We start from the raw sequence: 20,032 nt of genomic DNA on the forward strand, positions 1-20,032 counted from the left end.
CTTCGCCAGAATGCTCTACTGAGCTTCCACCCTCAAATCGAAAGCATTCGGTTCCGGGCCACGACGGGCCACTTTTCAATCGCCCGATGATCACGCACGCATTCCGCGTGTTGATGCAACGCGACCGTCGGACAAATGTGAACGGGAACCCCATACAACACGTCGCCGCAACGAAGTTGGCAGGGTTGCTTGGTTCGCAGAACCATGTGTTCTTCGTTGTGCCCAACAACCTCGTGATCGGCGTCGAAGTTCAGCCAACTCACACGAGGCAACGGCATTTCTGACGCAATCGCCTTGTGTCCAAGATCTAGACAAACATCAAACTCGGTCGGCCGACTGATCACGCGAGTCAAAACTGCCGCGGCGGCTTCGAACGGCATGGAGGGCGAAAAAGTAGGCTGACCTGCGTCCCACAAAACGGTTGTCCCCGCACCTGTTTCAACCTTCACTTGCCGAGCTTGTGCGTTGGCCTGCCAAAAAGCGGAGGTGGGCGTTCCACCAGCAACCAGATTCAATTGCCCGCCACTCGCACGCTGGATGTCCTCAAACCAAATCCAGAATGGTTTCACGGCTTCGTCAAATTGACGCCTCAATTTTTCCGAGTCGGTATCGTGCAGGTGACCATCGTAAACATGAATCCCAGCCAACCGAACATGATCGCTGGTTTGAATCGAGCGAACCAATTCGGTTGCGGAATCGTTTGGTGCGATCCCCGTCCGATGCATCCCGACATCAATGTCAATCCAAACACTTCCTTGAAGACCTGCTAATTCAAACGCAGCTTCCAAGCTCGCCAAAACGGATAGATCGTCAACGAGACAGGAAAACAAACATCCTGGATACCGCTGAATCAACTTGATGAACCGTCCGATGTTTGGCCCAACCGGCTGAACCGCCAAAAGGACATCCACCGCACCAGCCGCCGCGGTCATCTCGGCCTCCGCGATCGTCGCGGATTTAAAACGAGTGATTCCGGACGCGACGCTTAACTCAACAATGGCAGGCATCTTGTGAGTTTTGACGTGAGGCCTCAGCTTGTCAGCTCCGCCCGCCATCTCGATCATGCGGTCCAAATTGGCTTGGACTCGGTCGGCGTAAACCAATAACCCAGGTGAATAAACCTGGTCAACATTGCTCACTTCGTACCAGGGACTCGATACGGTTGAGGTTGAAGTGCGAATTCGATCAATCCAATGTTTCGAGTTCAACGGGCAGGACCAACTCGGTCCCCTGACGAATCACGGTCAAGTCGACAACGTCACCGCTTTCGTAGTTCTCAAAAATCAGCGTCAGGTCCGCTGTTGATGCGACAGGCATCTCGTCGACCGCGACAATGATATCACCAAGAACAATGTCTCCGAAGCGAGTCCGACGGGTCGGTCGCAATCCCGCTCGCTCAGCGTTCCCGCGTTCGGGCATATCCAGAATCAAGACCCCAGGCGGAAGCTTGAATCGCTTGCTCATCGAATCGCTCGCAACTGTGATCGCGATTCCGGGACGAATGATACGACCATGTTCGATCAGTTCAGGAACAACCCACCGAACCGTATCGACGGGGATGGCGAAACCTATTCCCGCGTAGGCGCCCGATGGGCTGTAGATTGCCGTGTTCACGCCGATCAGTTGTCCCGACCGATCCAACAGAGGCCCGCCGCTGTTGCCGGGATTGATCGCAGCATCGGTCTGGATCACATCTTTGATAGGCACACCAGAATCTGATTTGATTTCGCGACCGAGCGCGCTGATGACACCGGTCGTAAGTGTTTGATCGAGACCGAATGGATTGCCGATGGCAAGTGCGGTCCGGCCAACTTCTAAATCCGCCGACACACCTCGTGGAATCGGACGCAAACGCTCTGGCGGTGCATCGATCAGAAGAACTGCCAAGTCTTTGTCAGGGGCAACACCGACGAGCTTCGCAGGAAAGCTGGTTTGATCATCAAACGCAACCATCGCAACATCGGCATTTTGAATGACGTGGTTGTTAGTCACGATGTGCCCGGCTTTGTCCCAAACAAACCCGGTCCCGCTGCCTTGCGGAATCTCCTGCACGTTCATGCTGAAATAGTCACGTGCCACCTTGGACGTCGTGATGTGAACGACAGAAGGAGACGTGACGCGAAACAATTCGATCGTTCGCGACTCTGACTCAGCTAAGTTGCCCGCAGTGGGAGTATGTACCGGAACCTTCGGTGCAGCTTCGTCACTTGCCTCCGAAGCAACCATCGACCGCTGAGTTTCGATCGCAGGCGGCGCCGACCGCACGGGGCCCGGACGCCAGAACAAAAGGCCAGCCACCGTGAGCATCAAGCTCAGATTCATGACTGCCAAGACAACGATGGTGGATCGTTTCGAGGCCGACATCACGACGCGGTGAGACTCCAATCGCGACGTTGACGACTGCTAGGAATCCCCATCTTCTTTCGGTATTTGGTGACGGTTCGGCGGGCGACGGTCATACCAGCTTTCTTCAACTCATCGACGAGATTTTCATCGCTGTAAGGCTTGCTCTTGTCTTCCTTGTCGATCAGCTCTTGGAGTTTCAAGCGGATCGTGTCCCAAGCTACATCGTCGCCGTCTTCGGTCTGGGTCCCACCAACGAAAAACCGACGTAGCGGAAGAATTCCGCGGGGAGTTTGAATCCATTTGTCGTCCACCGCGCGACTCACCGTTGTCACGTGGACACCGACCTTGTCCGCGATTTGCTGCATCTTGAGAGGCTCAATCGCTTCTGGACCTTCATCCAAGAACCGTTTTTGATGCTCGACAATGGCTTCGGATACCCGAGTCAAAGTACTGCGACGTTGTTCGATCGAATCAATCAGCCACTGTGCGCCGTTGATCTTTTGTTTGATGAATTCCCGCTCCGCATCAGAGCAATCCGAAGCTTGCAATCGACGGCGGTAGTATTCGCTGATGAACAAGGTCGGCACTCGATCATCGTCCAGGCGAACTCGATACTCGCCCGATTCATCTTGCTCCAAAATGATGTCCGGCGTCACGTTCGGAACATAGGTCTCCAAGAACGCTGCGCCTGGCTTCGGATTCAAGAGATGCAGTTCTTCGCGAAGCTCTTGAATCAACTCGATTGAGAAACCGGTTTTCTTGCTGATTTGCGGGAGTCGGTTCTCCGCCAAATCATTGAGATGCGATCGAATCAATGTCGACAGTTCATCGAAGTGCGCGACCGAGGGATCCAATTGCGAGATCAAGCATTCGCTCAAATCGCGAGCTGCGATTCCGCTTGGTTCCAATGATTGAACCACTGCCAATGCTTCTTCGGCTTTTTCAAAGTCTTCCTTCGAATGGCCAGATGGCAAAAGATCAGCCAACGGCATCCGCAGATACCCGCCATCGGAAGCATTCAGCGTACTGATGATGCGTTCGGCAATTTGCTCCACCTCGTCATCGATGTCCATCTCCGCGAGCTGATGCAGCAAATAGTCGTTCAGCGATTCGGGCCGCGACTGAGCGTTGGCCATCATGTCGTGGCGACGGTCAGCGTCTTCTGACATGCGGTTCGCACTTTGACGAAATGAATCATCAAACGTGCTCGGCAAATCCGAGTCCATGTTCAGCAAACGCTCGAAGTCATCCTTGTTGTCGTGATCGTTGTCGACAACAAGTTCTTTTTCGCTTTCGCTGCGAGTGTCCTTGTCAGGGATCTCGTCATCGCCATCGTCCGGGTTCAATGGATCCCCGGTCTGTTGCTCCAGCAAAGGATTCTCGTTCATCTCCTGCTCGATGCGTTCCTGCAATGCCAACGTGGGCATCTGCAGGATTTCCATCGACTGGATCATCCGTGGAGCGAGTTTCTGTACTTGGCTTTGCCGGGCCTGAAGCCCCACTGACATCCGCATGAGAGTCTTTTCTGAAATGCGTGACGTGAATCGAAGGGAAGGTCGCCACCTCAGCGAGAACCGAGTGAGCGAATTCGGTGCCAATTCATCACTGGCCTGAGGATTATAACCGCTGCCTACCCGTCAACGCATCGGCAATTATTTCACGATTGGCATATTCCAGGACACTGCCCGACGTGATGCCACGAGCCAATCGTGTGATTTCCACCGGAAATTCCTGCATTAAGTTCGATAAATACAGAGAAGTCCCATCGCCTTCGACCGTTGGATTGGTCGCCATGATGATCTCAGAAAAATTTCCGGTTCGCACCCGTTCCACCAGTGAATCGATGGTCAGTTGGTCGGGTGTAATCCCGTCGAGGGGTGCAATTCGACCGAGCAAGACGTGGTACAGACCGGAATAGACCCCGGACGCATCGAGGCTGAGCAGATCGCGGGGCTGTTCGACGACACACAACCGGGTCGCGTCGCGTTTGGGATCGGAGCAAATCCTGCACAACTCCGTCTCGGACAAGTTGTAGCAAACCGAACAATATCGAACGTCGGTGCGAACCCGGCGAATGGCCGATGCCAACGCCAATGCCTCATCCTCATGGACTCGCAACAAGTGAAACGCCAACCGCTCAGCGCTTTTGCGACCGATCCCGGGAAGCTTGCTGAGTTGATCGACTAGATCAGAGACCGCACCGGCATGTCCGCTCATCCATTGCCGCCTGTCAAACTCGACAGCAACCCATCGACACCGGGCATGTTCAAATCCATGTCGGATGCAAGCTGGCTGATCGCACTGGCGTACAGCTGCTTTGCAGCCGCTCCCGCCGCGTTGGTTGCGTCACGAATGGCATGCTGAAGGTCTTCGGGGGCAACCACTTCGCCGCCACCGACGCCCAAAATTTCTGGCGCAATTTCGACCGACTGAACCTCACCGATCCCATTCATCACCACTTCAACGTGATTGCATGACGAACTGGCCGAGACACGCTCACTCCTCATTTGCTCGTTGAGCTCCTGCATCTTCTGCGGAATTTCTTGCAGCTTGCCAACCATCGATGCGATGTTGCCGAGATTGCCGAGGCCTTTGAACATGGGTCCAATCCAGTGGAACGAGAGTCAGGGATAACAAATGAAAGATTATGTGCCGAGAGACAGACGCATCGACCAGCCTCAACCGCGAGGAGTGTCGACTCGAACGATTTCTGCCCCCAGCAATTCGACGCAAGACTGAACCAACGGGTTGGCTTGTATCTCACGCATTCGTTGCATTCGATTTTTGTTCTTCGGTTTCGCCGCAGCGACCGGTTCGATTTTTTTGACAGCGGTCGCCTCAAACTGCAAGGTAGCACGCCGGCCAGTGACCCGTGAAAGCGTACGGAGGATTTCCTCTTTGTGCTCGGGCATCTGGCAACGACTGAACGCCAACCCAGAATTACCAGGAAAGATCATCCGAAGGACACCAGGCTCCGGTGAATCAACTCGCTCAGCTGCCTTTGCCAACGTCGCCGTCATCGGATCCATCTCCTGCAGAACCTGCGACCAACTCGACGTTGCTTCGTCACCCGAAATCAGCGGATATCCGTCCGTGGATGTCGTTGATTCGTTTGCGGCGGCCGAATTCTCGGCGCCCTCGCTCTGCGGCGGTGTGGCGACGGCGGTGGCAACACCACCGGATGGAACTGCCTGAGACTGAGGTGCAGGCTGCGAAGATGTCGCTGCAGTTGACCCCGAATTGACGGGCGGCGTGCCAGAAGGAACGCCTGCAGCGACGGAAGCAGTCGCACTTGTCGCGGCTCGATGATCCCCAGACGGTGCGGCAGGAGAATCCACTCGAACCTTCGCGTCCGAGCCAGCCGCGGGCGATGTTGAACTGGAAGGGACCGCGGATGTCGGCATGGCAGCCGAACTCGGTGACGAACTAGCTACCGCGACTCGCTTTTTTTTTTCGCCCGCCGATTTGCCGCCACCTGCGCCAGACGCTGCCGCGGTCAAATCCGAGATCGCTTGCAAGTCAGGCAGATGGCAAACTTGAATCACGGTCGCTTCGAGCAAGACGCGAGCATGAACGCTATGTCGAATTCGAACCAACGTTTCGTCGACCAAGCCAACGATCGCGAGCACCGTTTGTAGCCCCCAACGTCCGGCCAGCTCACCGAGCGAACCGTGCATCGATGCAGCCGCATACCGCATCAGCGATGCTTCGCACCCCACGGCGACCGCCATCAAGTCACGGAAGTACCCAAGCATTTGTTCCGCCAAACGTCCCGCGTCGACACCCGCTGCGATCGCTTCGTCAATTTGCGATAGAGCAGCCGATGCATCTCGATCGGCCATGGCTTCCGCCAATCGATGCAGTCGCTGATCGTCGGCTGTCCCCAACATCGTGTGAACATGGTCCGCCGTCAGGTGACCGTCACTAAAACTCAGCACTTGCTCGAGCAAGGATTGGCTGTCTCGCATCGAGCCAGCAGCGCGACGCGCCAACAATTCCAACGCTTCGTCTTCAACGGTGTTGTCTTCGGCTTCGACGATCTCGCGCAGACGCTGCACGATCTTGTCGCTCTCAACCGGAGCGAAATCGAATCGCTGACAACGACTGAGCACCGTGATCGGAATCTTTTCAGGGTCCGTCGTGCAAAAGATAAACTTGACGTGCTCGGGCGGTTCTTCGAGCGTCTTCAGGAGCGCGTTGAACGCGGCCCCCGTCAGCATATGAACCTCGTCGATGATGTAGATCTTGTATCGCGATCGACTGGGGCGAACACCAACGTTGGCACGCAACGATCGAATCTCATCGATACCGCGATTGCTGGCACCGTCGATTTCGATCACATCAACGTCTTCTCCGGAATCGATCGCCTGAGCGACGTCGCTTTCGCTGTCCGGATTCGCGGTCGGACCATCGGGGTGATTCAAAGCCTTGGCGAAGATCCGAGCTGTGCTGGTCTTGCCGACCCCGCGAGCCCCCGTGAACAGGTAGGCATGCCCCACTCGAGAAGTCTCGATCGCGCCCTGCAAAGCTCGGGCAACGTGATCCTGGCCAACAAGTTGCGTGAAGTCCCGTGGCCGATATCGTCTTGCGACAACGACGTAAGAACCGTTGTCCGCAGATTGATCGTCGCTCACAGATTCACGTGAAGTCGTAGAAACGGGCAGGAAAACGGCTGGCAATTGCGTCTGCTCGGTGGCGGCAACCCTCACACAAAGTTACACCGCTTATGGCTGCTCCAGTTAAGGCCTGACCAGGTTCACGACTCACAGTCGCAAGGGTCGCCACCATCGGGCAGATCGCAGCGTCCAGTGTAAGACAAGCATCGGATTTGCGAAACCCTTCCCGAACTCAGTTTGAGGAAGTTGCTGCGTGATTCGCTTCATCGCATCGATCGCAATTTTCGGTTACCCTGAACGACGCGGAGTCCGCAATCGGCGATGCTCTGGACCAGCCTCTTCTGCAATCGATTCGTCCCTGGATCTCGCGAAATGCTGTTGCTGGAGCGAAATAAGAGCCCACTCGGGTGAATCTTGTCGGGAATGAAACAGATGGAAAACGGGTTCGAATCCCAAACAGAAGTCACCTCCGACCCCATCGAAGAGGTTGAGTTGGAACCAGGCTGGAACGCTTGGCAATCACTCCCGGAGCGATGGCAGCAGAACCACGGGTCGCTGCTGATGGTTTTCGCGACACTCGTTTTTCTGACTGGAATCGGCGTCCTTACCTACCGACAAAATCAATTCCGCCCACCCGCTTTTCCTGACGCCTCCAGCATCGACCCGCCAAACAACGAACAGTTGACCGCTCTGGATCTTGCCAGTGGCGAAGTCGCCCTCCAGGCAGCCAACGGTTCGACCGACCAAATCATGATCCGTGTGATCGGTGCGATCCCGGGGGACGCATTGGTTTGGCTTGCGATCTACAACGCGGAGACATCTTTCAACAATCCTGAAAATGCGTTGGTTGCCGCACAGGTTCCCGTTCAGCCCAGCGGTGTGGCAGCCTGTACGATCCCCATCGATCAACTTCCGACACGATTCGCGATCGCCGCATTTCATGACACTGACAACGACGGTGCTTTGTCGCGAAATCAGTTTGGCATTCCCGCCGAACGATACGGATTCAGCAACGATGCACGCGGCAAGTTCGGACCACCCGCATTTGACGACGCTGTGATCGATCGCCCCGCCAATGGCGAAACGCCAATCGAGATCCAAATCTACTGAACGATGCCTTCGGCAAACTGATGCTGCCGATTCAAGTATCAGATCAGCTGGCCACCCTTCTCTAGCTGGCCTCTGCAACCAGCGTTGGCCTTCTTCGCTTGAACTGGGACGCCAGCAAAAAAATCAGCAGCCCGGTCCATACAAATACGAAACCAATCTTGCGCGGCAAATCGAGCGTTTCACCAAACAAGACATAGCCAACCAAAAACTGCAACGTTGGACCGATGTATTGCAAGATCCCCATCAGCGACAAATCCACTCGCTGTACCGCCGCCGCGAAAAACGCCAGCGGTGCGATGGTGATCAGCCCTGCACCAAGCAGCATTCCAAATTCGATCGTGGTGCCGGTCTGCATGGTGGACACACCGTCCGCCAAACGCATTCCCAAATAGATCGCTGCCGGAACCACCAGCAAGGTGACTTCCAACATCAGCCCAAGCAGCACTGGCAGCGAGGCTTTCTTTTTGACCAGCCCGTAGATCGCAAACGAGGTTGCCATCGCCATCGATACCCACGGCAAACCTCCATTGCCAATCGCCATCACGGACACACCAACCGCCGCGAATCCAACCGCCATCCATTGCGGCCACCGCAGGCGTTCGCCCAAGACAACAACTCCCAATACCACGTTGAGCAGCGGGTTGATGTAGTATCCCAACGACGCTTCTAACACGCGGTTGTTGTTGACCGCCCAAATGAACGCCAACCAATTGATCGCGATCATCACGGCGGCGATGGAGTAAACCGCCCATACTTTTCGACTGCGTAGTTGCTGGTAGACGACACGAAAACCACCCCAGCGTCCTCGCCACAGCATCACGGGCAGCACTAACCCCAGCGTCACGAACGACCATACGATTCGGTGGCAAACCAATTCCGTCGAATCGGCATTGCCAATTTGTCGCCAGTAGATCGGGAACAGCCCCCACATCGTGTGAGCCAACAAGGCGCACACCAATCCGATCTTCAGCTCACCGCTATGCGAATGCTTCGTTGGTTCAGCCACCGGCGTGGCTTACGTTGGAATTCGCTTCGCTCGCGAGACTGTTTGCATCCAACGTTTCGCAAATTGACTGAGCCAATTGCTTGACGTGAGGATCCTGCACCATGCTGTGGTGATGACCGGGCGTCGAGATGACATCGATCCCTTCGGCCAAGTGTGACCACCCTCGATCGGCACTGCCTTCGGTTTCAAACGGTACGTCGGTTGGCCGGAACAGCACGATCCGTGTCTCGATGGGTTGCATCTTGTACTGCGTGGTCAATTTCAGATGGTGGTGGAAGAGGGTCTTCAAATCGTCAATCGCCCGAGCAGCCACGTCGGCGGGCGTGTTTTGGTCAAGCACGCCCAGTTTTTCCGCGTGTTGCCAAAGAAAAGGCAATTGCTCTTCGCTCGGTAGTTGCAGCAATTCATCCAACGACAAATCGATGCCGTATTCCAAACCCACGTTGGTTTGGTCCTCAGCGGGAACCAAATCGCTGGCACCGCTTGGAATCGATGAATCCAACAAAATCAGCCCCTCGACTTCATTCCCATCGGCGATCAGCTGCTGAGCAACTTCCATGGCAATGACTCCGCCGACCGACCATCCGCCAATCACGTACGGACCTTCCGGTCGAACCGAGCGAATCGCCTCGACATATTCTGCTGCCATCGCCTGCATCGTCGGTGGCAATTCTTCTTTTCCGTGCAATCCTCGTGCGCGGATCGCGTACATCGGCTGGTCGTCCGGCAAATGAGCCGCCAGTTCTCGGTAGCAAACAACGATACCGCCGGGTGGGTGGACCATGAACAATGGAGTCCGGTCGCCGGTCACTTTCAGCGGAGCCAGCAACTCGTTCAGTCCGTTGTTTCGCAGGTGGGATTCGTCCGCATAGAAGTCCACCGATGCCTGCCCAAATCGTCGCGACAACTCGCTTGGATACAGAGATGCCAATCGCCCCGCCATGGCAGAAATATCGGCGAGATCAAACAGCAACGAAGAAGGAACGTCGACACCTAAGTCTTCGCTCAAACGGTTCGTCAGCATCGCAGCCTGAAGCGAACTGCCACCGAACTCAAAGAAGCTCTGATTGATCCCAATCGAATGCACTCCCAAAACGTCCGTCCAACGATCCGCGAGGTGTTGCTCCAAATCGGTTCGAGGAGGCTGATGAACCGACAGATCAGATGCATCCGGCGCGAATTCGGGCAACGCGTTCAAATCGACTTTGCCGCTCGCCGTCGTCTCGAACGACTCGACTTGTTGCATGTGTGCTGGCCGTTTGTAAGGCGGCAAGTGTTCAGCCACATGATGCTGCAACAACAGCACCACATCGTTCCAACTGGCCTGATGCTCAACCGTCCCGTTGGTACTAGAGCTCGCAATGGCATCGACCGAATCCAGTTGGATGAACGCGATCAATTTGGTCGCGGCGGAATCGCCGACATGACGAGGCACCACGGCGACCTGTGCGACCGCAGGATGGTCCCGCAGAACAGTTTCGATCTCGGTCGGCTCGATGCGATAACCACCAACCTTGATTTGCCGATCCATGCGTCCCAGCACTTCGACCAATCCGTCCACCCGTCGGCGTCCTTGATCTCCAGTCAAATAAGCTCGTCGTCCATCGGGAAGGTTCACGAACCTTTGTTCGGTTAAAGATTCATCGCCCAGGTAGCCATCGGCCAACCCGGCACCAACCAGTGCAATTTCACCGGCAAAAGTCGGTGGAACTTCCAAATGATTGGAATCCACCACAACCACATCGGTGTGATCAGCAGGCAATCCAACCGGGATGCGACGATCGGAATGCACATCGTTGATGCGATACGCGGTTGCTTCCACCGCGGCTTCGGTTGGACCGTAACAATTCCAAATCTGTGCTTCACTGCTTCGACGAATCAGACGTGGCAAACTCTCAGGCATCGACTCACCACCAATCCACACATGACGCAGCGAATGGCAGTGAGCAAATTTGCGATGCGATGCGATCAGATCGATCCAAGAGGGAACGCCAACCAAAACCGTCACCTCATCGCGAATGATCTGCTCCACGATGGAATCGAGATCTGCCACGTTCTCCGCACTGGGCCATATCACGTCGGCACCTTGCGAGTAGGCAAACAATGTCATCCCCAACCCCGCATCGAACTGATGCGACAACGGCATCAGCATCTTGTCAGCGGAGTTAAGCGGCGTGATCCGACCGCGCCATCGCAGAGTATTCGCAATCGCACCATGCGAAACGATCACTCCCTTCGGCACGCCAGTCGTCCCCGACGTGTAAATTACATAGGCGGCGTCGCTGCTTGAAACGACAGTCGATTTCGCATTCCCGTTGGCCGAGGACTTGCCGTTTCCATTGGACGCACCATTTTGTGTTCCAGTGAGCTGATCCCAAGTCAGCTTGCGCACACCTGAAATTTCTATGTCACCGGGATCATCCACCACAATTGTCTTGGCGTTTGTTTGCTTGAGCACTAAGTCGAGCAACACCGACGGACGAGTCGCATCCAGTGGCACCGGAACCGCACCGATTTGCTGCAACGACAAAATCAAATCAACCGCTCGCTTGCCTGGCTTGGCGAGCACAGGAACAAAATCGCCAAGTTCCACATGATGCGATCGCAAACGACGTGCGATCAACTCTCGCGTCGCAATTGATCCTGGGGCGATCGATTCGGCGGAGTAGGAAAGCGAAGGACTAGCTGGTTTCAATTTCGGAGAACGGAACAATCGATTGAACGATCGACGTCCATTGCTACCCGCTATCGATCTCGCATGAGACTCCGATTCCATCGACTGATCGGTCCGATTGGCGGCATCAGCGATCAATGCGTTCAATGTCTGATGCTCGTTCTTTGCCGCACCATTTCGCGACGCATTCGAATTGCCACTTGGACGCGAGGCAACTTCGATTGTCTGAATCGTATCGATCGGCGCATCGGGTTCGGCAACCAATTTCCCAAGCAATGCAACGAATTGATCTGCCATCGCCCGCATCGTGTCGGCTTCGTACAGATCCTGGCAATAAACAATCATCCCGCCGAGATGGTCGCCTGTCATCTCGAAGATGAACTCCCAATCGTAGTGACAAGTTTGGTGCGGTACCGGAAAGCTTTCCTGCTTCAACCCTCCAATTTCCTTGACCTCCGTCGCGGACGGGAACAAGTAGCCGGCGCGTCCCTCCTCCTCCCGAACGTGAGCTTTTTCGAAGGTGCAAGAAACCTGAATCAGCGGACTGCGTCCCGTGTCGCGAGGCGGATCCACATCCCGAACGATTTGTGCAAACGGATACTCCTCATGTTGCATCGAATCAACCAGACGATCGCCGGCACGACGAACCAAATCAACAAACGTCGGGTTGCCGGAAACATCCGCGACCAATGGCAACATGTTCACGAAGAACCCAACCGTATCTTCTAAATCCGAATAGGTTCGCCCCGCAAACGGACTGCCGATAACAAACTTGTCTTGGCCGCTCGCTCGCTTCAACATCACCTGAAGTGCTGCCATCACCACCGAAGACGATGTCACCTGAGCCTGTCTGGCGACCCGGTTGATCGCTACCCCCACCTCTTCGGCACATTCGATCCCAGCAACTTTCGCCGATTGGGTGAATGTCGTTGGGCGAATACGATCCGTGGGAATCTCCAACACTTTGGGCACGTCGGCAAGCGTGGTCGTCCAGTATTCCTTCAACGACTGACCTCGCGGCGAATTCAGCAAATGACGCTGCCGCAACACCAACTCAAAATAGTCCTTTTCCGGCGGAACAATGGCCGGCGAATCCCCCACCAAATACTGTGGGTAGAACTGTTTGATCTCGCCAAGAATCAAGATCAGCGACCAGAAGTCGACGACGATATGATGCGTGGTCGCGACGACCACCCAGTCGTCTTCTGCCAAACGAAACAATCGGATTCGCATCATCGGTCCATTCTGCAAATCAAATGGCCGTTGAGTTTCCGCGACTACAGATTGAAGCAGTTCATCTTCCGTATGCATGCGACCATTCGACGTCGACCAATCCTCGACGACAAAATCAGGTTTCAATTCGTCGTGAACAATCTGCTGCAATTCGCCTGACGAATCCGTGAACGTGGTTCGCAATGCGGCATGCCGCTGCACCACACCCTCGATCGATTTCCGCAAAGCGTCGACGTCCAAAGGCGAACGCAATCGTGTCGGCAGGAAGACGTTGAATGCCGTGCCGTTTCGGTTGCGACGAAACGCGTACCACAGCCCGGTTTGCTGATCCGACATCGGATAGCGTTGGCGATCCTGCATCGCTGGATCATCAGCGATGTCTACTTGGACTCCGGCTCCCAAGTGCGTGGACGAACCTAATGCATCGCCGGTTTCCACTGCCAATGAATCACTGAGCGTTGCGACCAACGACCGGAGGCTGGATCCTCGCATCAACGCACCGATTTGGAGCTTTAACTGCAACTGACCTTCGATCCAGTTGCGAAGCTCGACGGCCATCAAGGAATCCAATCCCATCTCCAACATCGGCCGATCGGCATCCAACTCAGCGACGTTGCCACCCAGCAATGAAGCCAGCTTCACCGATACAACTTCGTGCAAACATCGCTCACGATCCGACGCTGGGATCTGGCGCAGTGATTCACCGTTGATTGTTTGTTCGGCATCGTTGCCTCCGCGAATCAAGTGCGCAAACCTTGGCGAGACATCTTTGGTCAGTCCCAATCCTCGCCAACGCGACCAATCCATTCGCAGCACACTGCACTGGGTGGATCCTCGGTGCAATGCACGAGCCAAACATTCCGTTGCTTCGGTCGACGAGAAATCCAACACACCCTGACGTCGAAGACGTTCACTCAACTCTTCGCGTTCCGCCAGGTATCCGACTTCGCCAAGGTGCCCCCAATTGATCACCGTCGCGGGAAGACCGGATACACGTCGGTGATGAGCCAACCCATCCAACAATGCATTCGCGGCGGAGTAGTTGGCTTGTCCAGCATGACCAAACACACTCGATAGCGACGAGAACAAAATGAATTGGTCCAAGACTCGATTGCGAGTCGCTTGGTGGAGATTCCATCCGCCCAAAACTTTCGGCCACAACACTCGATCGAGAGTCTCGCGATCGAGGTCGACAATCATCTTGTCTTCCAGCACCATTGCGGTGTGCAATACGCCTCGCAATGGCGGCAACTCTTCATCAATTTGATCGAGAGTCCGCTGAATGTCATCGGGATCAGTGATATCGCAAGGCAGCACGACAACCTGCGTGCCTCGAGAACGCATACGCTCGATGACCGAAACGGCTTGTTCGCGAACCGTTTTGCTCCGGCCGCTCAACACCAACGTCCCGGCACCGGATTCTGACATCCAATCCGCAACCCGCAATCCGAATCCACCCAATCCGCCAGCCAACCAGTAAGTCCCATCGGCTCGGAACTGAAATTCGCCATCATCGCGAGCTCGCACTTTGGCGGGTGGCGAGGTGTAGTCGACAATCACCTTTCCGATGTGTTTGGCTTGCTGCATGAACCGAAAAGCGGAAGCCGCCTCGGTCGCCTCAAACCGCTTGGGTTCATGCCCACGATAGATCTTCGAATTGAACTTCTGGACCACCTCTCGCAATCGCTTGCCCATTCGGATGGCTTGCTGCTGAAACAGCTGATCCAAATCGATCGCAAAGAATGCGAGATTGTTGCGTAGCGGGTACATCCCCAAAGACTGATCGGCGTAGATATCTCGCTTACCGATCTCCAAGAATCGACCACCAACACGAAGCAAACTCATCCCCGCCGGAATCGCTTCGCCAGGCAGCGAATTCAGAATCGCATCGATCCCTGGTTCCCCTCTAGCCTCAGTCAAATTCGCAATTTCGGAAACGAAGTTCAACGATCGCGAATCGTGAACGTGCTCGACGCCCATCGATCGAACATGATCGCGTTTGTGATCGCTTCCCGCGGTTGCGAAGACTTCCACGCCCAATTCTTGAGCCACTTCAATCGCCGCCAACCCGACACCACCACTGGCCGCATGAATCAAAATCGATTCATCATCTCGCAACCGAGCACACGTGTTCATGGCGTGATCCGCGGTCAGCCACGCGACTGGGATAGCTGATGCATCGACCAAATCGATTGAAGCAGGAGCCTTCGCAACCAATGCGGCGTTGACCATGACATGTGTCGCAAAACCGCCGGGTGCGACTGCGATGACTTCGTCGCCGATCGCGAATTCATCGACGTCTTCACCGACCGCTGTGACAACACCGCTGACTTCAGCCCCCAATGCCACCGGTCCCGGTGGCAATCCGGGATACAAGTCCAACACCTTCATCACATCGCTGAAGTTCAACCCGGCACCGGCAACTTGGATTTCGACTTCACCGACCCCCGGTTCACTCCGGCCGAACGCCTGATGCTTCAGTTCGTCGACTCCCGAAGCGGCACCTTTGGTCAGACGGCATGCGGGACGTTCATCCGATCCCAAAAGCGACGCCTGAAGTTCTCGGTGCATGTCGGTCACAAAACGATGCACGTAACGCACGCCTTCCCGCAACATGACTTCGTCTTCCGCATCGTCCCGCAACCATTCAGCGGCCAAACCCTGCAAAGGAAAACTCGCGTTGGGGTCACAATCGACCAAACGTGTTCGCAGCGATCCGATTTCGCTCACGATGACCCGACCGATCCCGACCAAAGGCATTTGGATCGCCGAAACAGGCTGGTCTAGCTCATCGCCTGACTGAGCCCCCAGTGTAACCATGGTCAATCGTGTCTGCGGCCGATCAGCGATCGCCTCCCAGCTTTGGACCAAATTCAATGGAGCCCGTGTGGTTACGAGCGTGCTGTCTCGCAAAGCGTCACTGGCTTGCTTTGGAGACATCGCCTCCAACGACAGCGGATCCACCGCATCGATGGCCCACAGATAAACCAAGTGCCAATTGTCGGTTGATGCAGATACTCCAAGCTCTTCCCACAATCGCGAAAACGATTGCGGATCATCGGCATCGACCCAATAACATTCTTGCGCGACCGATTTGTCACCGACAAATTGTGTCGGTTGCTGCGACGGGTCTTGGATGGGATGCACCCAAATGAATTCCTCGCGAGATTTGCCCCAACCACGAACGAGCTCATCCGCCAAATCCGCTGGAGAGAACACGACGAACTTTTCATTCTCCGTGACGGGGATTTCCTCCGAATCATCAACTTGCCAGCGATAGCGATACATCAAGTCCTTGGTCGACTGCTCGCTCTCGGCGCCCACGCGGCGGCTTTCAAATCCAACGATTGACCCGACATGCGTTCCGTCGTCCAAGAACAAATCCAAGTCCGCCAACAGGCGATGCTCTGTTTTCAGTCGAATTTTTGCGTGGACGGTCAGATCGCGATCCAAACCAGCCGACTGAATTTGCTCCAAATCGATTTGGACGTCTTCCATTTCGTGCGGTAGATACAAACCGCCGGGCGAACGTCCAAACAGAGGATCGCAAACGACCATCGCGTGGAAGCAACTATCCAGCACCGCGGGATGAACGAGGTAAAGCGATGCCTCCGCATCAAACGCCGGCGTGCGAACAGATTCATCTAGCCGCACCGTCGCAATCGACTCTCCGTCACGCCGGACGCCTTGCCGGATTCCTTGGAACGCAGGTCCGTAGTTCAACCCAATCGACTGGCAATAGTCATAGCAATCTTTGGCATTGAACGATTGCAAACATCGCTCTCGACCGGCAACTAATTCCGCACGCTTGGTATCGGCATCAATCGGCGACGGAGTCCCATGAGTTGCAGCAAGAAGTGACGTCCAAGCCTCGCCGGGAATCTCACGGTATCGAATCTCAATCGAACGCCGATCACCCGCCAGAGAGGTTTCCAATCGATGTGGTTGCGACTCATCCAGAATCAGAGCATTAAGCAATTGCAAACGCTGCAAGCGAATTCGATTCGGTGCAGGATCACCAGCCAATTCGCTCGCTCGTGAAAGCACCGAAAGCGTTCCTGCCAGTGACATTTCGAGCCCTGCAGCGGCAGGGAACATCGCCGCACTGCGGACTCGGTGATCGAACAGATAAGCTTGATTGTCCCCGTCAATTCGGCCGCGGAATACTGGATCGGCCGAAGAGCCTGGGTCACCCAGTAACGGGTGAACCGATGTCATCAGTCGGCTACGCCGTGATTGCTCCGATTCCGTCCACAAACTCTGACGCTGCATTGGATAGAGCGGAAGCTCCGCCCGCTCACTTGGCCGCGAAATCAATCCCGACCAATCCAGGTCAAATCCGAACGAGAACAGGTCACTGACTCCGTCCAGCCACTGACTCTCGTCATGGTCAAACAATTCCAAATGGCCGGCAGTTGGATCGGGCTTTGGGCGGCGTGCCGTTGCGATCAATTGGATGTTCTGTGACGTGTGGCCGTAACACTCCGTCGTCGCGAAAGCCAGCACCGGATGCGGACCGAGTTCGACTCCGACGCCATAGCCGGACCTTGCCGCCGTCATGACCGCATCGGCAAATCGAACACCTTTTCGTACGTTCGTCCACCAATAATCACCAGCCAAGGAATCCAATTCGTCGATGGCATGCCCCGTCACGGTCGAGATCATCGGCGTGTGCAGAGGCCGAGTCTGAATCCCATCAAGTGACCGCAACAATTCTTCGCGAACGGGATCCATTTGCGGACTGTGGAACGCGTACTCGACTGCCAAGCGTCGACAAAAAATGCCATCTTCTTCGATGGAAGTCGCCAATCGTTCAATCGCTTCGCTGTCGCCCGACAAAGTGATCGATGCCGGGCCATTGACCGCCGCGATTGCAACGGACTCGGGCATTTCCGGATCGATTTTTGCGAGTTCCGCAATTCGCTTCGTAGCTTCTTGCTCGGTCAGTCCCACGGCGATCATGGAGCCGCGACTGGTTGCCAGATCCATTGTTCGGCCGCGATGGATTGCCACTCGACAGGCATCCGCAAAATCCAATCCACCTGAAAGATGAGCCGCAGCGATTTCGCCGACACTGTGCCCAATGATCAAACTCGGCCGAACACCAACCGACGCCCACATCTCCGCTTGTGCAACTTGGATCGCAAACAACGCAGGCTGCGCAATCGATGTGCGATTCATCCGAGTCGTTTCCGAATCGCGATGAAGCTCTTCGATCAACGACCATTCCGACGCATGTTTTCGAAACTCGGCATCAATGCGTTCAATGGTCTTCCGAAACACCATGTTGTCTCGATAGAGCCCACGTCCCATCGCCCACCATTGTGGCCCTTGTCCGCAACACAAAAACACGATGCCCCGATCGCGTTCTTCACTGGTCAATCGTGATGGAACTACGGCGGCCTCATTCGCATTGTCATTCGACCGTAACGACTCTGACAAATGAGTCAGCTCATCTCGTAGCGACTCGAAGTCTTCGCCGACAACCAATGTGCGGACATCGTGGTGCGTTCGGTAGTGAGCCGCGGTTCCAGCAACTGCGACCATACCGAGAGAATCTTCACCGACCTCGGTATGTTCCGACAGCCATTCGTTCCAGTGACTTGCGACATTCGCAAGAGACTTCCGGTCCGTTGCCGAAACGGGCAAGACAAACGCACTAGTGTTCCGATTCGAACTTTCCGCCGCACGGCCTGAATCAAGCACAACCGAAGCTTTCGATTTTGAACGCCGCGGTGCTTCTTCGACAATCACATGTCCATTGGCGCCACCGTAACCGAAACCATTGATGCCCGCGATTCGTGCCGGACCATCTGCGTCCCAGGATTCCAAGTCGGTTGGTATGTGAAGGTTCCACCCGCTCAGATCGATTTCGGGATTCGGCGTCTGCAGATGCAGGTGAGGCGGAATGGCCTGGTGGTGCATCGATAGCGCGACCTTGATCAAACTCGCGATTCCCGCACCGGCTTCCAGGTGACCAATGTTGGTTTTCACCGACCCGATGCGGCAAGGTGCTTCGCGTTTCTGACTGCTCGATGCAATGACTCGCCCGAGCGCCCCCGCTTCGATCGGATCACCAACAGCGGTCCCGGTTCCATGAGCTTCAAAGTACTGGACGTCTGCCGGATCCACCTCGGCCAACTCGCACGTGCGTTTGACCAATCGTTCTTGTTGCTCACCACTGGGGACGGTCAACCCAGGTGTTCTGCCGTCTTGGTTCAGTGCTGTTGCTCGAATCGTGCAATAGATTCGGTCGCCATTTTTCTGCGCTTCACGAAGCGGCTTCAGCATCACCATTCCCGCGCCTTCGCTACGGGCATAACCATTGGCGCGCGAATCAAATGTCTTGCAACGACCGTCGGGCGACAACACGCCAAGCTGGCTGAAAGCTACGTAAAAATCGGGCATGATCAGCGCATTGACCCCGCCGGCAAGTGCCGTCTCGGCTTCGCCGTTCCAGATCGCTTGGCAGGCCATGTGCAACGCAACCAAAGACGAAGAGCATGCTGTGTCAACAGCAACGCTTGGACCTCGCAAATCAAAGCAATACGAGATGCGATTGGCGGCGATGCTGCTGGATGATCCGGTGTTCGTGTACGGCCCCAACTCACCACGATCTTCAAAACTCAGGCTGGCAACCGCGTAATCGATGCTGCTGATTCCAGTGAACACGGCGACCGGTCGACCGGCCAGCGAACCCAGTGGCGCACCGCCGTCTTCAATTGCCCGATAGGCAACTTCCAACAGCATCCGCTGCTGGGGATCCATCGCCGCCGCTTCACGGGGCGAGATACCAAACAACGTCGGGTCGAATTGGTCGATGCCGCGAACGTAGCCGCCCCATTGGCTCTGGGTTTTACCAAGCATTGGTTCCTCGGGCCGATAGAACTTCTTCAGGTTCCATCGGTCCTCGGGGGTTTTGGAGATGGCATCTGTTCCCGATGCCAGCAGGTCCCAAAACGCGGATGGATCATTCGCATCCCCGGGGAAGCGACAACCGATGCCCACAACGGCAAGTGGTTCGTTCCTCACGCCAATCCCTATCTT

The 20,032-nt window shown here is 55.5% G+C and carries 9 protein-coding genes and 1 other RNA gene; 1 reads left to right on the forward strand and 9 read right to left on the reverse strand.

Annotated elements, in window-relative coordinates; translation table 11 throughout:
• Positions 1 to 32: 32 nt before the first annotated feature.
• From RB_RS13255 to ffs, 7 genes are all read right to left on the reverse strand, one after another.
• Positions 33 to 1,139 carry a D-TA family PLP-dependent enzyme gene (locus RB_RS13255; protein ID WP_164921979.1) on the reverse strand — a complete coding sequence of 369 codons (1,107 nt, stop codon included), beginning with the start codon at positions 1,137 to 1,139 and terminating at the stop codon, positions 33 to 35.
• A 46-nt stretch (positions 1,140 to 1,185) separates the two neighbouring features.
• A complete protein-coding gene (locus RB_RS13260) occupies positions 1,186 to 2,364 on the reverse strand; it encodes a S1C family serine protease (RefSeq protein WP_164921980.1) in 1,179 nt (392 codons plus the stop codon).
• A complete protein-coding gene (gene rpoN / locus RB_RS13265) occupies positions 2,364 to 3,860 on the reverse strand; it encodes an RNA polymerase factor sigma-54 (RefSeq protein WP_165447215.1) in 1,497 nt (498 codons plus the stop codon). The genes RB_RS13260 and rpoN overlap by 1 nt, the downstream gene beginning before the upstream one ends.
• 103 nt (positions 3,861 to 3,963) lie before the next feature.
• Complete coding sequence (gene recR, locus RB_RS13270) at positions 3,964 to 4,563, reverse strand: recombination mediator RecR (protein ID WP_007327785.1); 600 nt, start codon at positions 4,561 to 4,563, stop codon at positions 3,964 to 3,966.
• A complete protein-coding gene (locus RB_RS13275) occupies positions 4,560 to 4,946 on the reverse strand; it encodes a YbaB/EbfC family nucleoid-associated protein (protein WP_007327784.1) in 387 nt (128 codons plus the stop codon). Before RB_RS13275 ends, recR begins: the two co-directional genes overlap by 4 nt.
• Positions 4,947 to 5,024: 78 nt before the next feature.
• Positions 5,025 to 6,980, reverse strand: coding sequence for a DNA polymerase III subunit gamma/tau (dnaX, locus tag RB_RS13280; protein WP_164921981.1), 1,956 nt, complete (start codon positions 6,978 to 6,980; stop codon positions 5,025 to 5,027).
• 57 nt (positions 6,981 to 7,037) lie between these two features.
• Positions 7,038 to 7,132, reverse strand: an RNA gene (gene ffs, locus RB_RS13285) — signal recognition particle sRNA small type.
• A 262-nt stretch (positions 7,133 to 7,394) separates the two neighbouring features.
• Here ffs and RB_RS13290 point away from each other — a divergent pair.
• A complete protein-coding gene (locus RB_RS13290; RefSeq protein WP_231846470.1) occupies positions 7,395 to 8,072 on the forward strand; it encodes a DUF2141 domain-containing protein in 678 nt (225 codons plus the stop codon).
• A gap of 61 nt (positions 8,073 to 8,133) precedes the next feature.
• Here the strand turns inward: RB_RS13290 and rarD are convergent, their stop codons facing one another.
• Both rarD and RB_RS13300 read right to left on the reverse strand, forming a co-directional pair.
• Entirely contained in the window at positions 8,134 to 9,078 is a 945-nt protein-coding gene (gene rarD, locus RB_RS13295; RefSeq protein WP_011120954.1) for an EamA family transporter RarD, read from the reverse strand.
• The gene (locus RB_RS13300; RefSeq protein WP_231846471.1) at positions 9,071 to 20,017 is read right to left on the reverse strand and encodes a type I polyketide synthase; all 10,947 of its coding nucleotides are present in this window, start codon (positions 20,015 to 20,017) and stop codon (positions 9,071 to 9,073) included. The genes rarD and RB_RS13300 overlap by 8 nt, the downstream gene beginning before the upstream one ends.
• Positions 20,018 to 20,032: the final 15 nt, after the last annotated feature.

This window comes from Rhodopirellula baltica SH 1 (genome assembly GCF_000196115.1).
Classification (GTDB): Bacteria; Planctomycetota; Planctomycetia; order Pirellulales; family Pirellulaceae; genus Rhodopirellula; species Rhodopirellula baltica.